This window comes from Amycolatopsis sp. NPDC049253 (assembly GCF_040678995.1).
Classification (GTDB): Bacteria; Actinomycetota; Actinomycetes; order Mycobacteriales; family Pseudonocardiaceae; genus Amycolatopsis.
Genome location: NZ_JBFAQX010000039.1, coordinates 58512 through 78194 on the forward strand (window position 1 = coordinate 58512; position 19683 = coordinate 78194).

Below are 19683 nucleotides of genomic sequence, written 5' to 3' on the forward strand. Positions count from 1 at the left end.
CTGATCACGCGAGCGCGCACGCCGCCCCTCCCCCGGGACGACGCGCGCGCTCGGCGGCTCCGCGCAGCGACCACCCCAGGTAGCGGGGGGGCGGGCGCGCGGAGGCTTTCGATGAAAGATCGGGAACTTCGGGTGCTCGGCTTTGCGGTTCGGTGCCGCGGTCGGCTCGATCGGTCCGGTCGGGTCGACGCGGCCGGCCGACGGCAGGGCCGGGTTCGGTGCCGGGGGTCAGTGCCGGGTCGCGTGCCAGATCAGCGCACGGGGAAGACCGCGGCTGCGCGATCGATCTCGGTCATCCGCACGGTCTTCCTCCTCTCGGCTGCTTCTGTCGCGGTGATGGGAAAAGCATCACTCGCGGTCGGTGGTCCGGTCAACACAATTACCGGCGAGTCCACAGTGGACGAACAAAGCTCGGGTGGCCGCTGCACCACGTTCCCGGAGCAACGGCCGCACGGAACGGCCCTGTTCTCCTCACCCGAGCACCACCACACGGCACGACTCACCACCGCGGTCGGCCTCGGCACCGCTCCAACACGGCGCGCGGGCACTCACCGTCCGGGCGCGGCAGGAACAGCATCGCTCTCGCGGAACGGCGGCAGCGCGGATCGCTGTCCTCGCTTCGCGCGAGCCTCACCGCTCCCCGCAGCAGGCGGCCTCAGTGCTGGGTCGAACGCTGCGCCGAGGCAGCCGGCACCGACCGCGGCAAGGCACAGCAACGCGCTCGCGGAACAGAGGCCCGCTGAAAGCCACCGCTCGCCTTGCGCGAACACCCTCGCGACGCCACTCACCGCGGCAGGCGACGTCGGCACTGGTCAAACACCGTGCCCGGGCATACTCACCGGTTGGGCGAGACAGGAACAGCAACACGCTCGCGGAACAGAGGCCCACTGAAAGCCACCGCTCACCTTGCGCGAACACCCCCGCGACGCCACTCACCGCGGCAGGCGACGTCGGCACTGGTCAAACACCGTGCCCGGGCATACTCACCGGTCGGGCGAGACAGACAGGAAAGCAGCATCGCGCTCACTGAACGGCGGCAGCGCGGACCTCCGGGACGGCTCGCTGCCGCAGTTCAGACCGGTCGGTGCGAGCGCCAAGCTCGCCGTGTTCGCCGGCAAGGCACCGCTGTCCTCGCTTCGCGCGAGCCTCACCGCTCCCCCGCGGCAGGCCGCGTCGGTGCTGGTCGAACGTTGCGCCGCGCACCACCAAGCGCGCCGCGGCAAGGTGCGGCCGTGCGCGAGCCGGGTATCGCCGCGCGTCCGGGTGGCGTCAGGAGAACAGCGTGTCCAGTTTGGCGCGCACGCGGTCCATGTCCTCGCTGTACTTGAGGACCGCGCCGAGGGTGCGGGCGGCGGTGGCGGCGTCGAGCTCGTCGCGGTCGAGGGCGAGGAGGGCGCGGGCCCAGTCGAGGGATTCGGCGACGCCCGGGGGCTTCAGGAGGTCCATGGCGCGGAGGCGGTGGACGGCGTCGGCGACCTGGCGGGCGAGAGTTTCGCCGATGCCGGGGATGCGGCGGCGCAGGATGGTGATCTCGCGGGCGAGGTCGGGGTGCTCGAGCCAGTGGTAGAGGCAGCGGCGCTTGAGGGCGTCGTGGACCTCGCGCGTGCGGTTGGAGGTGAGCACGACGAGCGGCGGCTGCTCGGCGCGGACCTCGCCGTATTCGGGGATGGTGACGGTGTACTCGTCGAGCAGCTGCAGCAGGAACGCTTCGAACTCGTCGTCGGCGCGGTCGATCTCGTCGACGAGCAGCACGCACGGCGCGGTGGTCAGTGCCTGCAGCAGCGGGCGCGCGAGCAGGAAGCGCTCGGTGTAGAGCGAGCGCTCGGCGGTCTCGGCGTCGAGGCGGCCCCCGTCGGCGGCTTCGAGGGCGCGCAGGTGCAGGAGCTGGCGGGGGAAATCCCACTCGTAGAGGGCCTGCGCGGCGTCGATGCCCTCGTGGCACTGCAAGCGCACGAGCGGCAGGTCGAGGGCGGCCGACAGCGCCAGCGCCAGCGACGTCTTGCCGGTCCCCGGTTCGCCTTCGCAGAACAACGGGCGGCGCAGGCGCAGGGCGAGGAACCCGGCTGTCGCCAGTCCCTCGTCGGCGAGGTACCCGGTGGCATCGAGCGCGGCGGTGAGCTCTTCGGGCGAGGCGAGGGACTCGGTCACGCTCCCGATCGTAGGGCTCCCGGGCATGGTTGCGCCGGTCATCCCGCCGTCTTCGGGGTCCGCCCCAGGTCAGCGGGCCGGTCGACGTCCTGGCCGCTGCCCAGATCCCCGCACTCGACGAGTACGACGTCCCCCCGGCCCCGCAACCAGTCTCGCGCCCCGCGGTCCCCTTGCGCCGACGCGGCGACCTCACCCCACCACCGCCGCCCGAACAGCACGGGATGCCCCGGTACGCCGTCGTAGGCGGCCCGCACAACAGCCGTCGGCGACGCCTTTGCGACCACCCGCGCCAACGCCGCCGCCGGCACCCACGGCAGGTCCACCAGGTGCACGAGCACCGCCACGGGCGCGCGGCCGGCGCTCTCCGGGAACTGCCCGGCCAGCGCCGCCAGCCCCGCCTTCAGCGACGCACCCATGCCGCCTTCCCAGCCCTCGGCGTAGACCGCCTGGCCCGGGTCGGGCAGCAGCTTCGTCACGTCCTCGGCCGCCGCCCCGACCGCCACCCGCACCGGGCCGCAGCCGGCCTCGGTCAACGTCCGCAACGCCCGCCGCACCAACGGCTCCCCGTCCAGCTCGACCAACGCCTTCGGCCCCCCGAACCGCCGCCCCGCCCCGGCGGCGAGCAGCAGCCCGGCCACGCGTGGCGCCGCACCGGTTCCAGGTCCGCCTGGCGCCGCCTCCGCGTCACCGCTCGCAGCGGGTGCCCGGTCGGTCGCCGGGCCTACCGGCGATTCGGGCGATCCACCGGCCGCCGCAGCCCCGCCCGCTGCGCGCGGATAAGACGCCGAGGCCGTTTGCTCACCTCTCGCAGCCGCGCCCGCGTGGGGCCCGCCAACGGCGAACGTCGCCACCACGGCGCCCGGCCACGCGCCCACGAGTGCCGGCGCCACACCGGTTCCAGGTCCACCTGGCGCGGCCTCCGCGTCACCGCCCGCAGCGGGTGCCCGGACGGTCGGCGGAATTACCGACGACCCGGTCGATCCGCCGGCCACCGCAGCCGAGCCCGCGAGGGGCCTGCCAACGGCGAACTTCGCCGCCGCAGCGACCGGCCGCGCGGTCACGACTGCTGGTGCCGCACCGGTTCCGGCCGGCGAGGTCGGCGGGGCGCCGCTCGCAGCGGTCGGGTCCGCGAGGGCGCTTCGAGCGCAGGCGGCCGGGGCGGTGGTGGGCGGGTCAGCCACGGGCGGCCTGCGCGGGGCTCGAGCCGGCGAGGTCGGCGGCGATGGCGTGGGCCGTGGCCAGCAGGGGTGGGACCAGGTCTTCGCGGACGGAGTGGGCGGGGGTGCGGCTGGCGTGCGTGGAGATGTTCACGGCGGCGACCGCGCGGCCCTGGCGGTTGCGGATCGGCGCGGCGACCGAGCGCAGGCCCTCCTCGAGCTCCTGGTCGACCATGGCCCAGCCCTGCTCGGCGACCTGCGCGAGCTCGGCCTCGAGGGCGGCGCGGTCGGTGAGGGTGTGGGACGTGAGGCGGTCGAGTTCGGTGATCATGAAGTACGCCTCGAGCTCCGCCGCCGACATGTCGGCGAGGAGCACGTGGCCCATGGACGTGGCGTAGGCCGGGAAGCGCGTGCCGACGTTGATGCTCACCGTCATGATGCGCGAGACCGCCACGCGCGCGACGTAGACGATGTCCGGCGGCTCCAGCACCGACACGGAGCTGGATTCCCGCACCTGCGCGGAAAGCCGCTCCAGGTGCGGTTGCGCGACCTCCGACAGTGACAGGCTCGACAGGTACGCGTACCCCAGATCGAGCACGCGCGCGGTCAGCGAGAAGTACTTGCCGTCGGTACGGACGTAACCGAGATCCACGAGCGTGAGCAGGAACCGGCGCGCGGCGGCACGCGTGAGGCCCGTGATCCGCGCGACGTCGCTGAGCGTCGGGTGCGGCGCCTGGGCACTGAAGGCCTTGATCACCGCCAGCCCGCGCTCCAGCGACTGCACGTGGTGCGCGCCGCGTTCGGCCGGTTCGTCGGAGTCCATGCCGCGAACCCTATCCGGCGTCGGGGACCTGCGCGGTGGGCTCGCCCAGTTCGGCCAGCGTGCGCTGGGCGATGGCCATCGCCGTGTTCGCCGCCGGCACGCCCGCGTACACGCCGGTGTGCATCAGGACCTCGCGGATCTCCGCGGCGGTGAGGCCGTTGCGGATGGCCGCGCGCACGTGCATGGCCAGCTCGTCGTGGCAGTGCAACGCGGTGAGCGTGGCCAGCGTGATGCAGCTGCGCGTCTTGCGGTCCAGGCCGTCGCGCGTCCAGATCGAGCCCCACGCCGCTTCGGTGATGTACTCCTGGAACGGCTTGCTGAACTCCGTGGTCCGGGCCACCGACCGGTCCACGTGCTCGTCGCCCAGTACCTCGCGGCGCACCTTCATGCCCGCCTCGTATCGTTCGCCCGGAACGTCGGCCATCACACTGCCTCCGTGATCTGCTCGAGGATCAGCCGGGTGAACTCCTCCGGCTGCTCGTAGTTGCCCAGGTGCGCGGCCGACGCGACGACCTCGAACCGCGCGCCCGGGATGCCTTCCGCGATCAGCTTGCCGTGGGGGTCGGGCGGGGTCGCGGGATCGTCGGCACCGGAGATCACCAGCGTCGGGGTGGTGATCTTCGGCAGGCCGGCCAGCTGGTCCATCCGCTCGATCACGCCGCAGCAGGCCGCGTACCCCTCGTCCGGGCAGTCGGTCATCATCCCGCGCAGGAACGCCACCTCGTCCGGGTGCGACCGCGCGTACGCCGGCGTGACCCAGCGCCCCACGCCGGCCTCGGCGACGGCGCCGGTGCCCTCGGCCCGCACCAGCTTCGCGCGGTCGGCCCACATCTGCGCGGGGCCGAGCTTCGCCGACGTGCAGCACAACGTCAGGCTCCGCAGCCGCTCGGCCGCGTGCACGCCCAGCCACATCCCGGTCATCCCGCCGAGCGAAAGCCCGACGAGGTGCGCCCGCTCCGCACCCAGGTCGTCCAGCAGCGCCAGCACGTCACCACCCAGGTCGGCCAGGTCGTACGGACCGTCCGGCACGGGCGAAGCGCCGTGGCCGCGCGTGTCGTACCGCACGACCCGGTAACCGCGCTCGACGAGCGGCGCCACCTGCGGCTCCCACATGCGTAGGTCGCTGCCGATCGAGTTGGAGAACACCACCACCGGGCCGTCGTCGTGACCCTCGACGACCCGGTGCACCGCCACGCCGCTCACGCCTGTACCTCCAAAGTGGACAGTGAATCGATCAGAGCGCGAAGAAGACCGTCTCACCCTCGCCCTGCAGCCGCACGTCGAAGCGGTAGCCGTCTTCGGTCTTCTTCGCCACGAGCGTGTCGCGGCGCTCGGCCGGCACGCTCGCCAGGACCGCGTCGCCCGAGTTGTCCTGGTCTTCGAAGTAGATCCGCGTGACGACCCGGTTGAGCAGACCGCGCGCGAACACCGACACGTCGATGTGGCGCGCCTGCTCACCCTGTTCACCGGGCAGGACACCCGGCAGCAGCGTGAGGATGCGGTACTCGCCGTTCTCGTCGGTGGGGCACCGGCCGAACGCGCGGAAGCCCGACTCGCTGCGGCCGCGCGGATCGTCCGGGTGGTCGAACCCGCCCTGCGGGTCGGCCTGCCAGGTCTCGATCAAGGCGTCGGGCACGACCTCGCCCGCGCCGTCGGTGACGGTGCCGCGGATCCAGAACGCGCCTTCGGTGCCCTCGGGCACCACGAACGGCCCGTCTTCCCACGGCAACCCGATCGACAGGTACGGGCCGACGGTCTGCGACGGCGTCGTGAGCAGCTCGCCCATCAGTCCTCGTCCTCCTCGTCCTCGAACACCGACTGCTCACGGCCGCGCACGACGATGTCGAAATCGAACGCCAGCGCCCACTCCGGCACCGTGCGCTCCAGGTTGAAGCGCGAGATCATCCGCTGCCGGGCCTTCTCGTCGGGGATCGAGTTGAAGATCGGGTCCTGCGAGAACAGCGGGTCTTCCGGGAAGTACATCTGCGTGACCAGCCGCTGCGTGAACGCCGAGCCGAACACGGAGAAGTGGATGTGCGCGGGGCGCCAGGCGTTGTCGTGGTTCTTCCACGGGTACGCGCCCGGCTTGATGGTGGTGAACTCGTAGCGCCCGTCGTCGTCGGTCAGCGCGCGGCCGAGCCCGGAGAAGTTCGGGTCGATCGGCGAGGGCCAGCGGTCGCCGGTGTGCCGGTAGCGCCCGCCTGCGTTGGCCTGCCAGATCTCGACGAGCGAGTTGCGGATCGGGCGGCCGTCGCCGTCGAGCAGCCGGCCGGTGACGATGATGCGCTGGCCCTGCGGCTCGCCCTCGTGCTGGCGGGTGAGGTCGTTGTCGAGCTCGCCGAGGCGGCCCGGGCCGAGCAGCGGCCCGGTGACCTCGGTGAGCATCTGCGGGAGCAGCACCAGCGGCTGCGACGGGTGGCGCAGCGTCGTGGAGCGGTACCCCGCGAAGTCCAGCGGGGCGTTGGCGTCCTCCGGCTCCCGCTGGTAGCGGGGCAGGCGGAGATCGGTGGGAGCGGCCACGGTTCCTCCTATCCGGTCGGTGGTGTCAGAGCTGGGGTGTCACTGGCGTTCGAGGACGACGGCGAGCCCCTGGCCCACGCCGATGCAGATCGCGGCCACGCCGTAGCGCCCGCCCGTCTGCTGCAGCCGGTAGGCGAGCGTGCCGAGGATCCGGCCGCCCGACGCGCCGAGCGGGTGCCCGATCGCGATGGCCCCGCCGTGGACGTTCATGAGCTCGGGGTCGAGCTCCTTCCACTCCTTGAGGCACGCCAGCGACTGCGCGGCGAACGCCTCGTTGAGCTCCACGGCCGCGACGTCGCCCCAGCCGATGCCGGCGCGCTCCAGCGCGATCTCGGCCGCGCGCACCGGGCCGACGCCGAAGACGTTGGGCTCGACACCCGCCGCACCCCGGCCGGCGATCCGGGCCAGCGGCGCCGTGCCGAGCCGCTTGCCGGCGGCCTCGTCGCCCAGCAGCAGCGCCGACGCGCCGTCGTTGATCGGCGACGAGTTGCCGGCCGTGACCGTGCCGCCGTCGCGCTTGAACGCGGGCTTCAGCTTGGCCAGCTTCTCCATGGTGGAGTCCGGGCGGATGCCCTCGTCGCGGGTCAGCTCGACGCCCTCGACCGGCACCACGTGGTTGTCGTAGAAGCCCTCGTCCCACGCCCTGGCGGCGTTGACGTGGCTGCGCACCGCGAACTCGTCCTGCTCCTCGCGCGTGATGCCGTAGCGCTCGGCGAGGTACTCGGTGGAGTCGCCGTTGGAGATCACGTACTCCTGCGGCATGGCCGGGTTGACCATGCGCCAGCCCAGCGCCGAGTTGTACAGCGTCTGGTTCGCAGCGGGGAACGCCTTGTCCGGCTTGGCCATCACCAGCGGCGCGCGGCTCATGGACTCCACGCCACCGGCGGCGATCAGCGACGCGTCGCCCACCTGGATCGTGCGGCTGGCCTGCATCACGGCGTCGAGGCCCGAGCCGCACAGGCGGTTGAGCGTGCCGCCCGGCACGGTCACCGGCCAGCCCGCGAGCAGCGTGGCCATGCGCGCGACGTTGCGGTTGTCCTCACCGGCGCCGTTGGCGTCACCGAGCAGCACCTCGTCCACAGTGGACGGGTCGAGGTCGTTGCGCTCGGCCAGCGACTTCAGCACGGTGGCGGCGAGGTCGTCGGGGCGCACTTTCGCCAGTGCGCCGCCGTGGCGGCCGAAGGGGGTGCGGATCGCGTCGAACAGGAATACGTCGCTCATTCGCCGGCCTTCTTCAGGGATCGGAGCAGAGTCAGTTCTTCGTCCGTCGGCGCCGGGGTGGTCTTGAGGTCCGCCGCCACCTTCAGTTTCCACCCGGTGGCCGCGACCACCTGCTCCACCTCGATGCCGGGGTGCACTTCGGTGAGGGTGAGCTCGGCGGTCTCCGCGTCGGGCCGCATGAGGCCGAGGTCGGTGACCACCAGCGTCGGGCCCGCGCCGCGCAGGCCGAGCTTCTCACGGTCGCCCTTGCCCGTGCCGTGGCCGAACGAGGTGATGAAGTCGACCTTGTCCACGAACGCGCGCGGGCTCTGCCGCAGCACGATGAACACCTCCTTGCAGGAGGCGGCGATCTCGGGCGCGCCACCCGCGCCGGGCAGGCGGACCTTCGGGTCGTGGTAGTCGGACCCGATCACGGTGGTGTTGATGTTGCCGAACTTGTCGAGCTGCGCCGCGCCGAGGAAGCCGACGTCGATGCGCCCGGGCTGCAGCCAGTAGTTGAAGACCTCGGGCACGCTCACCAGGGCGTCGGCCGTGTCGGCCAGCTCGCCGTCGCCGATCGAGAGCGGCAGCCGGGTCGGCTTCGCGCCCAGGCAGCCGGATTCGTAGATCAGCGTGAGGTTCGGGGCGTGCGTGCGCCGCGCCAGGTTGGCGGCGGTGCTCGGCAGGCCGATGCCCACGAAGCAGGACATGCCCTCGCCGAGCGCGCGCGCCGCGGCGATGCTCATCATCTCGTCGGCGGTGTACTCGCTCATGCCTTCACCCCGGTCAGCTCGGTCAGCCACTTGGTGAACTCGTCGCGGTCACGTCCGATCAGATCCCACGCCTGGTAGGCGGAGTTGTCACGCTCGTAGTAGCCCGCGGCGTACGACGGCTTCGCACCACCCGGCACCTCGGCGACGGCGGTGACAGCCCACGTGGGCAGCACCAGCGCGCCCGGCTTGGGCTCCAGCACGTCGACGACCTCTTCGACGGTGACCAGCGACCGCTTCGCCGCCAGCACCGCTTCCTTCTGCACGCCGGCGATGCCCCACAGCTGCACGTTGCCCGCCCGGTCGGCGCGCTGGGCGTGCACGATCGTGACGTCGGGGTTCAGCGCCGGGACCGCCGTGAGCTGCTCACCGGTGAACGGGCAGGTGATCGGCTTGATCGTGTCCGTCTGCGCCGGCAAATCGGTGCCCGTGTAGCCGCGCAGCACCGCGAACGGCAATCCGGACGCGCCGGCGACGTAACGGTTGGCCATGCCCGCGTGGCTGTGCTCCTCGATCTCCAGCGGCACCGGCCAGCTGTGCTGCACGGCGTCGCGGAACCGGTGCAGCGAGCCGACACCCGGGTTGCCGCCCCACGAGAAGATCAGCTTGCTGGCGCACCCGGCGCCGATCAGCTGGTCGTAGACGATGTCGGGGGTCATCCGCACCAGCGTGAGGTTCTTGCGCCCCTGCCGGATGATCTCGTGCCCGGCCTCGACCGGGATGAGGTGCGTGAACCCCTCGAGCGCGACGGTGTCCCCGTCGTGCACCAGCTCGGCGACCGCCTCGCCGAGCGACAGCACCCTAGCCATCGCGAGCCTTTCCGTCCTGGATCTCGACCGCGCGCCTGCCAACGCCGAAAGTGTTCGCATCGCGCACACAAGTTCTTCATATGAACATAGCACGAGGCGGCGCCCCGTGGCGAGGCCCCGAAACCCGCCGGAAAACGCCCGGAAACACGGAAAGGCCCCTCCCCCAACGACATCGGGGGAGGGGCCTCAGCAGGAAATTCAGCCGACCGTGATCAACCGCGACCCATGCGCCGGCACCGCGGCCGCCGTCCACGAACCCGAGAACGACCCCAGATCCGTGCGCGCCACCAGGTCACGCACCGCGCGCGAGCCCGACAGCCCCAGCGACGACCAGCTCACCGTGATGTTCGCCGCCGACGAACCCAGGTTGTAGACGGCCACCGCCTGCTTCCCAGCGGGCAGCTGCTTCTTCCACACCTGCAGCGTCCCGCCGGCCACCTGCGCCGGGTACGTGCCCGACCAGTCGACGGAGATCACCTCGGAGTTCGTGAGGATCCGCACGGCCGAATCGTCCAGGAAGTACACGTCACCACCCACGTACAGCGGCGAAGACGCCATCGACCAGAACGTCATCACGCTCTGGCGTTCGGCGTCGTCGAGGCCGTCCTGGATCCCGCTGCCGGTGTTGTTCGAGATCGGCATCGAGTCCAGGTCCGGCCGGTAGCCGGCGTCGAACACGCCCTGCCACGCCGGCAAGTCCTCCCAGCGCTTCTTCACCGAGCTGTCCCACGAAGACACCGTCTCGCAGTAGCACTCCACGTCGGTGTCCACGCGCACGCTGTTCGCGTAGGGCGCCAGCCCGGGCCCCGCCTCGCGCGGCACCGGCCACGCACTGGCCGTCAGCCACATCGCGCGCCCCGAGTGGTCGATCGCCTTCGACCACGCGGCGATGTCGGGCACGTTGTCCGCCGTCGTGCCGTCCACCTTCAGGAAGTCCACGCCCCACGAAGCGAACTTCGCGACCACGGAGTCGAAGTACTTCTGCGCGCACGGGTTGCGGTAGTCGACCTTCCAGTTGCCGCCCCACATGTTCGACGGCGTGAGCGGCAGCACCACGATGTCGCGCGTGTGGCAAGACGTGCCGACGATCGGCGCGTTCTTGTCGTAGACCTCCTTGTCGAGCCCGGTCGCCGCGTACAGGCCGATCTTCAGGCCTTTGCCGTGCACGTAGGACGCCAGTGGCGCGATGCCGTTCGGGAACCGCCCCGGATCGGGGTCGGCGATCCCGTTGGCGTCGCTGTGGAACACCCAGTCGAAGTTCGCGTTCCAGCCCGCGTCGAGGTTGATGTTCGTGTACCCGGCCGACTTGAGCTTCGCCGACACGGCGTCGGCCGCGTCGCGGATGTGCGAGTCGACCAGCCAGCTCGTACCGTACGTCGGCAGGGTGGACGACTGGACGCTCCAGCTGCTCCAGCCCATGAACGGCGTCACGAACGTGGTCTTGGCCTGCGCCGCGGGCACGGCGAGGGTCCCGGTCAGGACGAGGACGGCGCTTACCGTCCACAGTCGACGGAGTGTGGACTTCATCGGTCACGCTCCCGGTGCGGTGGGGGTTACTCCTTCATCCCGCTCGCCGCGATGCCGCGGACGATGAACCGTTGCGCCACCAGGAACATCGCCACGAGCGGGGCGATGGTCACGAGCGCGCCGGCGAACAGGGCGGGCAGGTTGATCGTCTGCGCGGTGAGGAACGTCGAGAGCGCGATCTGGGCCGTCCACGACGACGGGTCCTGCCCGATGACCAGCGGCCACAGGAAGGAGTTCCAGCTCTCGATGAACATCAGCGCGCCGAGCGAGGCGATCATGCTGCCGGAGTTGGGCAGCACGAGCCGGCGGTACACGCCGAGGTAGCCGAGCCCGTCGAGCCGGCCCGCCTCCTCGATCTCGGCCGGGAACCGCAGGTAGAAGTTGCGGAAGAGGATCACCGTGAACGCGCTGAACAGGTTCGGCGCGATGATGCCCCACTCCGTGTTCACCCCGCCCATGGCACCCACGACCACGAACGTCGGCACGAACGTGACCGACTGCGGGATCATCAGCGTCACCAGCACGTAGGTGAACACGGCGCGCCGGCCCGGCACGTTGATGCGGGCCAGCGCGTAGCCCGCCATCGAGCCGAACATCGTGCCGACCGGCGCCGTGATGACGGCGATGACGAACGAGTTCAGCAGCGCGTGGCCCATCGGCACCGACGCGTCGGCGAACAGGTCGCCGAAGTTCACCCACGACAGCGGGTCCGGCAGCCAGGACCACTCGGGCGAGGCGACCTGCGCGCGGGTCATCAACGCGTTGCGCACCATGATGTAGAACGGCAGCAGGAAGATCAGCACGAGCACGGTGGCCAGCGCGTACTTCGGCACGCGGCCCCAGCCGGCCGGGCGGCGTCCCCGCGTCTTCGCCGGCGCCTCGGCGGTCAGCACGGCCATGTCAGTCCTTCTTCCCGAAGCCCACGAACTTCCCCTGCAGCAACGTGATCGCCACGATGATCACGGTCAGCAGGAACGCGCCCGCGGAACCGACGCCGTAGTTCTGGTCGCCCAGCGCGGAGTCGTACAGGTACACCAGCGGCGGCTTCACGGGGGCGGTCGCCGTGCCCGAGAGGCCGGTGCCGAACAGGTTGTAGAACTCGTCGAACGCCTGGAACGCCGCGATGAGGATGAGCAGCAGCACCGCCACTGACGTGTTCCGCAGCTGCGGCAACGTGATGTAGCGGAAGGCCTGCCACTTCGACGTGCCGTCGAGCTCCCCCGCTTCGTAGAGCGAAGGCGAGATCGCCTGCAGGCCCGCCAGGAACAGGATCATGTACAGCCCGACCTGCAGCCACAGCCGCAGCGTGACCACCGCGACCCAGTACACCGGCGGGCTCGTCTCCGACAGCCACGCCACGGGGTCGGCGCCGAACAGGCCGCCGATCACGTTCGCGACCCCCGAGGGCAGGCCGTTGAACAGCGCCATCTTCCACACGAGCGCGGCGACCACGTAGGACACCGCGCCGGGGATGAGGAACACCGTGCGGAAGAACGCCTTGCCGCGGCGGATGCTGTTGACCAGCACGGCCAGCCCCAGCGACGCGACGAACGTGACCGGCACGATGAACACCGTGAACAGCGCGATGATCAGCAGCGAGTCGCGGAACGCGGGGTCGGACAACAGGAACGTGTAGTTGTCGAAGCCGATCCAGTTGCCCAGCGAGATCGTGCCGCGCGCGTCGTTGAACGAGAGCAGGAAGCTCCACGCGATCGCGACGTACTTGAACACGCCGAGCCCGATCACCACCGGGGCGGTGAGCACCGTGAACGCGCCGACCGCGCGCCAGTCCACCTTCCGGCGGCGCCGCTTGGCGGGCGCCGCCGGTGTCCTGGTGGAGGGCGACAGGACTGAAGCCGACGACGGGGACGAGACGGCCATGTCAGGCGAGCTGCTTGTCGACTTCGGCCTGGGCCCGCTTGGCCGCGTCGCCGAGCTCGGCGGCGGGATCGGCCTGGCCGTTGGCGATCTTCGTGGCGGCCTGCAGGAACAGCGTCGCCGAAGCCTTGTTCCACAGACCCGAGTACGACAGCCCGTTCTGCTGCGAGATCGTGACGGCGTCCTTCGCCGCGCCGGACGAGAACTCGGTGGTCTGCGCCGCGACCTCCTTGCGGGCCGGGATGTGGAAGCCGTACTTGACGCACCAGTCCTTCTGCAGGTCGGCCTGCTGGATCCAGAGCCAGTTGATGAACTTCTTGGCGGCGTCGAGGTTCTTGCTCTTCGCGTTGGCCAGCTGGTACCAGCCGCCGACGCGCGCGACCTGGCGGCCCGCGTCGCCGAACTTCGGCCACGGCACCACGCCGAAGTCGTCGCCTAGCGCCTTCTTGATGTCCGGCAGCGACCACAGGCCGCCCCACTGCATCGCGGTCGCGTTGTCGGAGAACGCGCCGGGGTCGGACCAGTCGGTGGGGTAGCCCTGCAGCAGGCCGCCCGTGTCGTGCAGCTGCTTGAGGCCCGCGATCGCGGCGATGGCCTCGGGCGTGGCGAACGCGACCTTCTTGCCGCCGGCATCGAAGAAGTCGGCGCCCGAGGACCACAGCAGCAGCGTGGCGGCCTCGCCGACGCCGTCGGTGCCGACGTAGAGGCCCTTCTGCTTGCTCGTGGTCAGCTTGCGCGTCGCGTCGAGCAGCTCCGCGAACGTCGTCGGCGGCTTGACCCCGGCCGCGGCCAGCACGCTCTTGCGGTAGTACAGCATCATGACGTCGTCGATCGTCTTGACGCCGTAGATCTTGCCCTCGACGGTCGCGGTGTCCAGCGCGGCCTTGGAGAAGTCGCCCTTGACCGGGTCGACGATGTCGTCGAGCGGGGCCAGCAAGCCGTTCTTCACGTTCTGGTAGCGGAAGTCGCCGATCTCGAACAGGTCCGGCGCGTCCGCGGTGAGCATCGCGGAGTTGAGCTTCGTCTCGTAGTCACCGGCGATCCAGCTGACCTTGATCGCGATGTCCGGGTTGGCCTTGGTGAACTCCTGTGCGTAGCGCTGCACCGCCTGCTGCGTGCCCGATTCGCCGTACGCGTGGTACCACTGGTTGAGCGTGACCTTCGCCCCGCCCGCGGCACCGGCGTTCTTGTTCAACGGGTCGGAGGTGCAGCCCGCCAGGGCGGCTCCCCCGGCGAACAGCACGGAGCCGACGAGGAAGCTCCTGCGCGACAGGTTTGGGGACGGGGCCATGACTTCTCCTCACAAACGGTCGGACACGAAAAGACTCTGAACGGCGACAGCGGCGGCGCCCCGTGCCCATTCCTCGAACGGCAGCGGCCGGATCACCAGGCCGCACCGCGCGGCACTGCCGAAGGCCTGCTCCGCGAACGTGCGGCGGATCTGGTCCTCGAACAGGTCGTAGGTGGCCACACCCTCGCCCGAGACGACGACCCGTTCCGGGCCGAAGAGGTTGACCAGCGCACCGAGACCGAGCCCGATCGCGTGGCCCGCGGTCGCGAAGACGGCCCGCAGCGGCTCGTCCCCGGCCCGCGCCCGCGCGACGGCCTCGTCCAGCGTCAGCGCCGGATCCCCCGCGACCCGGCGCGCACTCGCGACGATCGCCTCGGTCGACGCGATCGCCTCCACACAGCCCGTGCCGCCGCAGTGGCAGGCCGGGCCGTCGGCTCCCATGCCGGCGACCGGGACGTGCCCGATCTCGCCGGCCACCCCGTGCGCGCCGCCGACGAGCCGGCCGTCGAGCACGAGGGCGCTTCCTATGCCGGTACCCACGGTGACCAGCGCGAACGACGAGGCGCCGACGCCTTCGCCGAACCACTGCTCGGCCACGGTGAGCGCCTTGACGTCGTTTTCGAGCGTGGTCGCCAGGCCCGTGCTCTCCTCCAGCAGCTCGGCCAGCGGCACGTCACGCCAGCCGAGGAACGGTGAGTAGCGCACGACGCCGGTGTCGCGGTCGACGTCGCCGGAAATCGCGACGCCGAGGCAGTAGGCCCGGTCGCGGAAGCTGGTGGCGCCGTCGGGCGCCGAGCCGGCCAGCAGTTCGGCCACGAGGTCGACGAGCGCGCGCACGACGTGGTCCACGTCGTGGCTGGTCAGCGGGTGATGCTTGGCCACGCGGATCCGGGCCTGCAGGTCGGTGACCACGCCGATCAGGTCGTCACCGGTGATCTTGACGCCGATGAAGTACTCGCGGTCGGGCCGGATGGCGAGCGGGCTGGCGGGCCGGCCGGCGCCGGGCGCGGTGCGTTCGGCGGAGGCGAGCTCTTCGAGGTAACCGGCTTCGATGAACGGGCGCGCGGCCTTCGTGACGGCGGCCGAGGAGAGGCCCGTGCGGCGGGCGACGTCCACGCGGCTGACCGGACCCTGGGTCAGCACCGTGGTGAACACGGTGGCCGCGGCGGGACTCGTGATCGGCGCCCTTGCCGGTGCACTGCGTGGCATGCGCGGAACCGTACGACGGATAAATTAACTTCGTCAAGAATTTATTTTTCCGCTGGTCATCCCTACGCTCTGACCCATGTCCGTGGAATTCGACGTCGATCACCGGTTGTGGCTGCTCCGGACCCGGGAGTCGGCGTACGCGCTGCGGCTCGACGAAGCCGGCCGGCCGCGGCACGTGCACTGGGGCCCACCGCTCACGCTGGAGCAGGCCACGCAGATCGCGCGCCGGCGCAACCCCGTGGACTCGAGCTTCGACGAACCCGGCGACGACCGGGCGGAACTGGCGACCGAGGGCGGCGCGTTCTTCGGCGTCGCCGGGCTGTCGGTGCGCTTCGCGGACGGGACGCAGGCGCTCGAATGGGAGTTCAGCGGCCACGACGCCTCGGCCGACACGCTGGTCGTGCGGCTGCGCGACCGGCACTACCCGCTGGAAGCCGAGCTGCACTACCGCGTGCGCGGCGAAATCGTCGAGCGGCACGCGGTCCTGCACAACTCCGGAACCGAGCCGATCTGCTTGCTGCGCACGGATTCCGCGGCCTGGACACTCCCCCGCCGCGACGCCTACCGGGTCTCCCACACGACGGGCGCGTGGAGCGCGGAAGCCGGGCTGCTGCGGCAAAACCTGCCTGTCGGCGAGACGACGCTGACGAGCCGGCGAGGGGTTTCCAGCCACCAGGCCCAGCCCTGGGTGATGCTCGACGACGGCACCGCCACCGAAACCCGCGGCGAAGTCTGGAGCACGGCGCTGGCGTGGAGCGGCAGCTGGCGGATCACCGTCGAGCGCTCGCACACCGGGCGCGTGACGTGGACAGGCGGATTCGGGCACGAGGGCGTGCAGTGGTCCCTGAACCCGGGCGAGACCTGGGAAACGCCCGTGTTCGCCGGGTTGTACGCGGCCGACGGCTTCGGCGGCGCGAGCCGGCAGTGGCATTCGTACGTGCGCACGTTCGTCCAGCCGCACCCCGAGGAACTGCGCCCGGTCGTCTACAACTCGTGGGAGGCCACGGGCTGGGACGTCGACGAGTCCGGCCAGCTGGCGCTCGCCGCCATTGCCGCCGGGGTGGGCGCGGAGCTGTTCGTGGTCGACGACGGCTGGTTCGGCGCGCGCACCGGCGACACCGCGGGCCTCGGTGACTGGACCGTGAACCGCGAACGCTTCCCCGAGGGCCTCGGCCCGCTCGTGGCCGAGGTGCACCGGCTCGGCATGGGCTTCGGGCTGTGGGTCGAGCCGGAGATGGTGAACCCGGACAGCGACCTCTACCGCGCGCACCCGGACTGGGTGCTGCACATGCCGCACCGCGCCCGGACCACGCTGCGCAACCAGCTCGTGCTCGACTTCGGCCGGCCCGAAGTCGCCGACTGGGCGTACCAGTGGCTGCACCGGCTGGTCGCCGAGCACGGCATCGACTACCTCAAGTGGGACATGAACCGCGCGTTCACGGAGGCGGGTCCCGGCCGGGTCTGGGTCGACCACGTGCGCGCGGTCTACGGCGTGCTCGACCGGCTGCGCGCCGACCACCCGGCGCTGCGGATCCAGGCGTGCGCGGGCGGCGGCGGGCGCACGGACCTGGGAATCCTCGCGCGCACCGACGAGATCTGGGCCTCGGACAACACCGACGCGGCCGACCGCGTCAAGATCCAGCACGGCTTCTCGCAGCTGCTGCCCGCGGGCGCGATGGCCGCGTGGGTCACCGACAGCCCCAACCCGCTGACCGGCCGCGAGGCGCCGCTCGAGTTCCGCTTCCACGTCGCGATGGCCGGCGTGCTCGGCCTCGGCGGCGATCTCACCCAGTGGACCGACGACGAGCTGCGCCGCACGGCCGAGCTCGTGGCGCGGTACAAGGAGATCCGGCCCGTCGTGCAGCACGGCGAGGCCTACCGGCTGGCCGATCCCGCCGTCTCCCCGCTCACCGCGGTGCAGTTCGTGCTCGGCGACGACGTGGTGGTGGTGTTCGCACGGCGCCCGCACGACCACGGGCGGCCGATCGTCACCCCGGTGTTGCAGGGGCTCGACCCGGCCGCGCGTTACCGCGATGCGGAAACCGGCTGCGTGCACCACGGTGCGGTGCTGCTGACGCACGGCCTGCCGCTGGAGTTCGCGGGCACCGGACCCGCGAGCGCGCTCGTCCGGCTGCGCCGCGAACCTCGCTAGCGGGGCGGTTCGCCCACTAGGCTGCCCGACGTGCCCGATCGCCCCCTCATCGCCGTGACGCGCTGGATTCCCGACGACGCGGTGAAGGTCCTCGCCGACGTGGGAGAAGTGCGGGTGTCCGAACTCGACCGCCCGCTCACGCCCGAGGAGCTGCGGTCGTTCGTGGCCGGGGCGTCGGCGATCGTCTCGATGCTGCACGACCGCATCGACGCGTCCGTGGCGGAAGCGGCCGGGCCGCAGCTGGCCGTGGTGGCGAACGTGGCCGTGGGCTACGACAACGTCGACGTGCCGGCGCTGGCCGCGCACGGGGTGACCGTGACCAACACGCCCGGTGTGCTCACCGACGCGACGGCGGATCTGGCGTTCGGGCTGCTGCTGGCCGTCACGCGCCGGCTCGGCGAGGGCGAACGGTTGCTGCGGGCGCGGCAGCCGTGGTCGTTCCACCTGGGGTTCCTGCTCGGTTCGGGCTTGCAGGGCAAAACGCTCGGCATCGTCGGGCTCGGGCAGATCGGCCGCGCGATGGCCACGCGCGCCGCGGCGTTCGGGCTGCGGACCGTCTACTCGGGACGATCGGCGAAACCGGACTTCGACGGCGAGTTCGTGTCGTTCGACGAGCTGCTGCGGCGTTCGGACTTCGTCTCGCTGCACTGTCCGCTCACGCCGGAAACCCGGCACCTGATCGACGCGGCGGCGCTGCGGGCCATGAAACGCACCGCGTACCTCGTGAACACCACCCGCGGCCCGGTCGTCGACGAGGCGGCGCTGGCCGACGCGCTGGAGGCCGGCGAGATCGCGGGCGCCGCGCTGGACGTGTTCGAGCGCGAGCCCGAGGTCGAGCCGCGGCTGCTGGAGCGCGACGACGTCGTGGTCATGCCCCACCTGGGCTCGGCGACCGTGGAGACGCGCACCGCGATGGCCGTGCTGGCCGCCCGAAACGTCGCCTCGGTACTCGCCGGGGAAGCACCGCTGACGGAGGTAGCTCTGTGACCCGTGTCGTCATCGCCCCGGACAAGTTCAAGGGCAGCCTCACCGCGGTCGCCGCGGCCGAGGCCATCGCCCTCGGAGTGCGCGACGCGCTGCCCGACGCCGACATCGCCGCCTGCCCCGTCGCCGACGGCGGCGAAGGCACGCTCGAAGTGCTGGAGAACGCAGGCGGCGAGCTGGTCCGGCTGTCGGTGCGCGGTCCGCTGGAGGACCACGTCGACGCGCGGTACGTGGTGCTCGACGGCACGGCCTACATCGAGTCGGCACGCGCGTGCGGCATCGAATTCGTGGACCCGGCACCGGAGACCGCCCTGGCCGCACACACCTGGGGCGTCGGCGAGCTGCTCGGCGACGCGCTGTCGCGCGGTGCGTCCCGGCTCGTGCTGACGGTCGGCGGCACCGCGAGCACCGACGGCGGTGCCGGCATGCTGGCCGCGCTGGGCGCCGGGGTCTTCGACGCGTTCGACGCCCCCATCGGTCTCGGCGGCGGCACGCTCTCGCGGGTCGCGAAGGTCGAGCTGGGTCCGGCGCGCGAGCGGCTGGGCTCGGTCCCGATCACGGTCGCGACGGACGTGACCAACCCGCTCGTCGGCCCCGACGGCGCCGCGGCGGTGTTCGGCCCGCAGAAGGGCGCGCGGCCGCACGAGGTGACGGAACTGGACACGGCACTCGGCCGCTGGGCTCAGGCCCTGGTCAACGCGGGTGCCCCGGACGTTTCGGCGATGCCCGGCGCGGGTGCCGGCGGCGGTGTCGCGGGCGGCGCCATCGCGGGTCTCGGCGCCGAAGTCGCGTCGGGCTTCGACCTCATCGCCGGCCTCACCGGCGTCGACACGGCTCTGGCCGGCGCCGACCTCGTCATCACGGGCGAAGGGTCACTCGACTCGCAGAGCCTGTCGGGCAAGGCGCCCGCCGGCATCGCCGCGCGCGCCGGTCGCGCGGGCGTACCGCTCATGGTCCTGGCCGGGCGTATCCAGCTCGACGCCGCCGGCCTCGCCAGTCTCGGCGTCGTCGGCAGCAGCGCGCTCATCGACCACGCACCGTCACTGGACCACGCGCGCACCCACGCGGCCGAACTACTACGCGCCCGCGCCGGCCACCTGGTACGAACCTGGGCCGCCCACTAGCTGTAGTGACCATGGACGTTGTTGACGTATGAGCGGCGCGTCGGGTTGATCATGACGAAGACCTCCGTGTGGGGTGGTGGTGTCTGACGCC

General features: G+C 71.5%; 18 protein-coding genes. 3 read left to right on the forward strand and 15 right to left on the reverse strand.

The genetic code is table 11. From position 1 onward, the window contains the following. Positions 1–1269: 1269 nt before the first annotated feature. From AB0K15_RS43525 to AB0K15_RS43595, 15 genes are all read right to left on the reverse strand, one after another. A complete protein-coding gene (locus AB0K15_RS43525; protein ID WP_364065668.1) occupies positions 1270–2190 on the reverse strand; it encodes a MoxR family ATPase in 921 nt (306 codons plus the stop codon). Further along, a complete protein-coding gene (locus tag AB0K15_RS43530) occupies positions 2187–2786 on the reverse strand; it encodes a nucleotidyltransferase family protein (protein WP_364065670.1) in 600 nt (199 codons plus the stop codon). The genes AB0K15_RS43525 and AB0K15_RS43530 overlap by 4 nt, the downstream gene beginning before the upstream one ends. A gap of 535 nt (positions 2787–3321) precedes the next feature. Beyond that, the gene (locus tag AB0K15_RS43535; protein ID WP_364065673.1) at positions 3322–4128 is read right to left on the reverse strand and encodes an IclR family transcriptional regulator C-terminal domain-containing protein; all 807 of its coding nucleotides are present in this window, start codon (positions 4126–4128) and stop codon (positions 3322–3324) included. Between the two features lie 10 nt (positions 4129–4138). Next, positions 4139–4552 carry a 4-carboxymuconolactone decarboxylase gene (gene pcaC / locus AB0K15_RS43540; protein WP_364065676.1) on the reverse strand — a complete coding sequence of 138 codons (414 nt, stop codon included), beginning with the start codon at positions 4550–4552 and terminating at the stop codon, positions 4139–4141. After that, a complete protein-coding gene (gene pcaD, locus AB0K15_RS43545; RefSeq protein WP_364065679.1) occupies positions 4552–5331 on the reverse strand; it encodes a 3-oxoadipate enol-lactonase in 780 nt (259 codons plus the stop codon). Before pcaD ends, pcaC begins: the two co-directional genes overlap by 1 nt. 31 nt (positions 5332–5362) lie before the next feature. Further along, the gene (gene pcaG / locus AB0K15_RS43550; RefSeq protein ID WP_364065682.1) at positions 5363–5914 is read right to left on the reverse strand and encodes a protocatechuate 3,4-dioxygenase subunit alpha; all 552 of its coding nucleotides are present in this window, start codon (positions 5912–5914) and stop codon (positions 5363–5365) included. Next, on the reverse strand, positions 5914–6648 hold the full coding sequence (gene pcaH, locus AB0K15_RS43555) for a protocatechuate 3,4-dioxygenase subunit beta (RefSeq protein ID WP_364065685.1): 735 nt from the start codon (positions 6646–6648) through the stop codon (positions 5914–5916). Before pcaH ends, pcaG begins: the two co-directional genes overlap by 1 nt. 39 nt (positions 6649–6687) lie before the next feature. Continuing rightward, positions 6688–7869: a thiolase family protein gene (locus tag AB0K15_RS43560; protein ID WP_364065688.1), complete on the reverse strand. Its 1182-nt coding sequence runs from the start codon at positions 7867–7869 to the stop codon at positions 6688–6690. Further along, entirely contained in the window at positions 7866–8621 is a 756-nt protein-coding gene (locus AB0K15_RS43565; RefSeq protein ID WP_364065691.1) for a CoA-transferase subunit beta, read from the reverse strand. The genes AB0K15_RS43560 and AB0K15_RS43565 overlap by 4 nt, the downstream gene beginning before the upstream one ends. Continuing rightward, the gene (locus tag AB0K15_RS43570; protein WP_364065694.1) at positions 8618–9427 is read right to left on the reverse strand and encodes a CoA transferase subunit A; all 810 of its coding nucleotides are present in this window, start codon (positions 9425–9427) and stop codon (positions 8618–8620) included. Before AB0K15_RS43570 ends, AB0K15_RS43565 begins: the two co-directional genes overlap by 4 nt. 198 nt (positions 9428–9625) lie before the next feature. Next, on the reverse strand, positions 9626–10954 hold the full coding sequence (locus AB0K15_RS43575) for a glycoside hydrolase family 27 protein (RefSeq protein ID WP_364065697.1): 1329 nt from the start codon (positions 10952–10954) through the stop codon (positions 9626–9628). A 26-nt stretch (positions 10955–10980) separates the two neighbouring features. After that, the gene (locus AB0K15_RS43580) at positions 10981–11853 is read right to left on the reverse strand and encodes a carbohydrate ABC transporter permease (protein WP_364065700.1); all 873 of its coding nucleotides are present in this window, start codon (positions 11851–11853) and stop codon (positions 10981–10983) included. Between the two features lies 1 nt (position 11854). Beyond that, on the reverse strand, positions 11855–12835 hold the full coding sequence (locus AB0K15_RS43585) for a sugar ABC transporter permease (RefSeq protein ID WP_364065703.1): 981 nt from the start codon (positions 12833–12835) through the stop codon (positions 11855–11857). Position 12836: 1 nt separating this feature from the next. Then, positions 12837–14123, reverse strand: a complete 1287-nt coding sequence (locus AB0K15_RS43590) for an extracellular solute-binding protein (RefSeq protein ID WP_364065706.1) — start codon at positions 14121–14123, stop codon at positions 12837–12839. A gap of 9 nt (positions 14124–14132) precedes the next feature. Further along, positions 14133–15332, reverse strand: a complete 1200-nt coding sequence (locus AB0K15_RS43595; RefSeq protein WP_364065709.1) for an ROK family protein — start codon at positions 15330–15332, stop codon at positions 14133–14135. Between the two features lie 76 nt (positions 15333–15408). Between AB0K15_RS43595 and AB0K15_RS43600 the strand changes: the two genes are divergently transcribed. Genes AB0K15_RS43600 through AB0K15_RS43610 form a run of 3 tightly spaced genes read left to right on the forward strand, consistent with a single transcriptional unit; the run spans position 15409 to position 19592 of the window. Then, a complete protein-coding gene (locus tag AB0K15_RS43600) occupies positions 15409–17484 on the forward strand; it encodes an alpha-galactosidase (protein ID WP_364065712.1) in 2076 nt (691 codons plus the stop codon). Positions 17485–17514: 30 nt separating this feature from the next. Then, complete coding sequence (locus AB0K15_RS43605) at positions 17515–18471, forward strand: D-glycerate dehydrogenase (RefSeq protein WP_364065715.1); 957 nt, start codon at positions 17515–17517, stop codon at positions 18469–18471. Further along, positions 18468–19592, forward strand: a complete 1125-nt coding sequence (locus tag AB0K15_RS43610) for a glycerate kinase (RefSeq protein ID WP_364065718.1) — start codon at positions 18468–18470, stop codon at positions 19590–19592. The genes AB0K15_RS43605 and AB0K15_RS43610 overlap by 4 nt, the downstream gene beginning before the upstream one ends. Positions 19593–19683 lie beyond the last annotated feature (91 nt).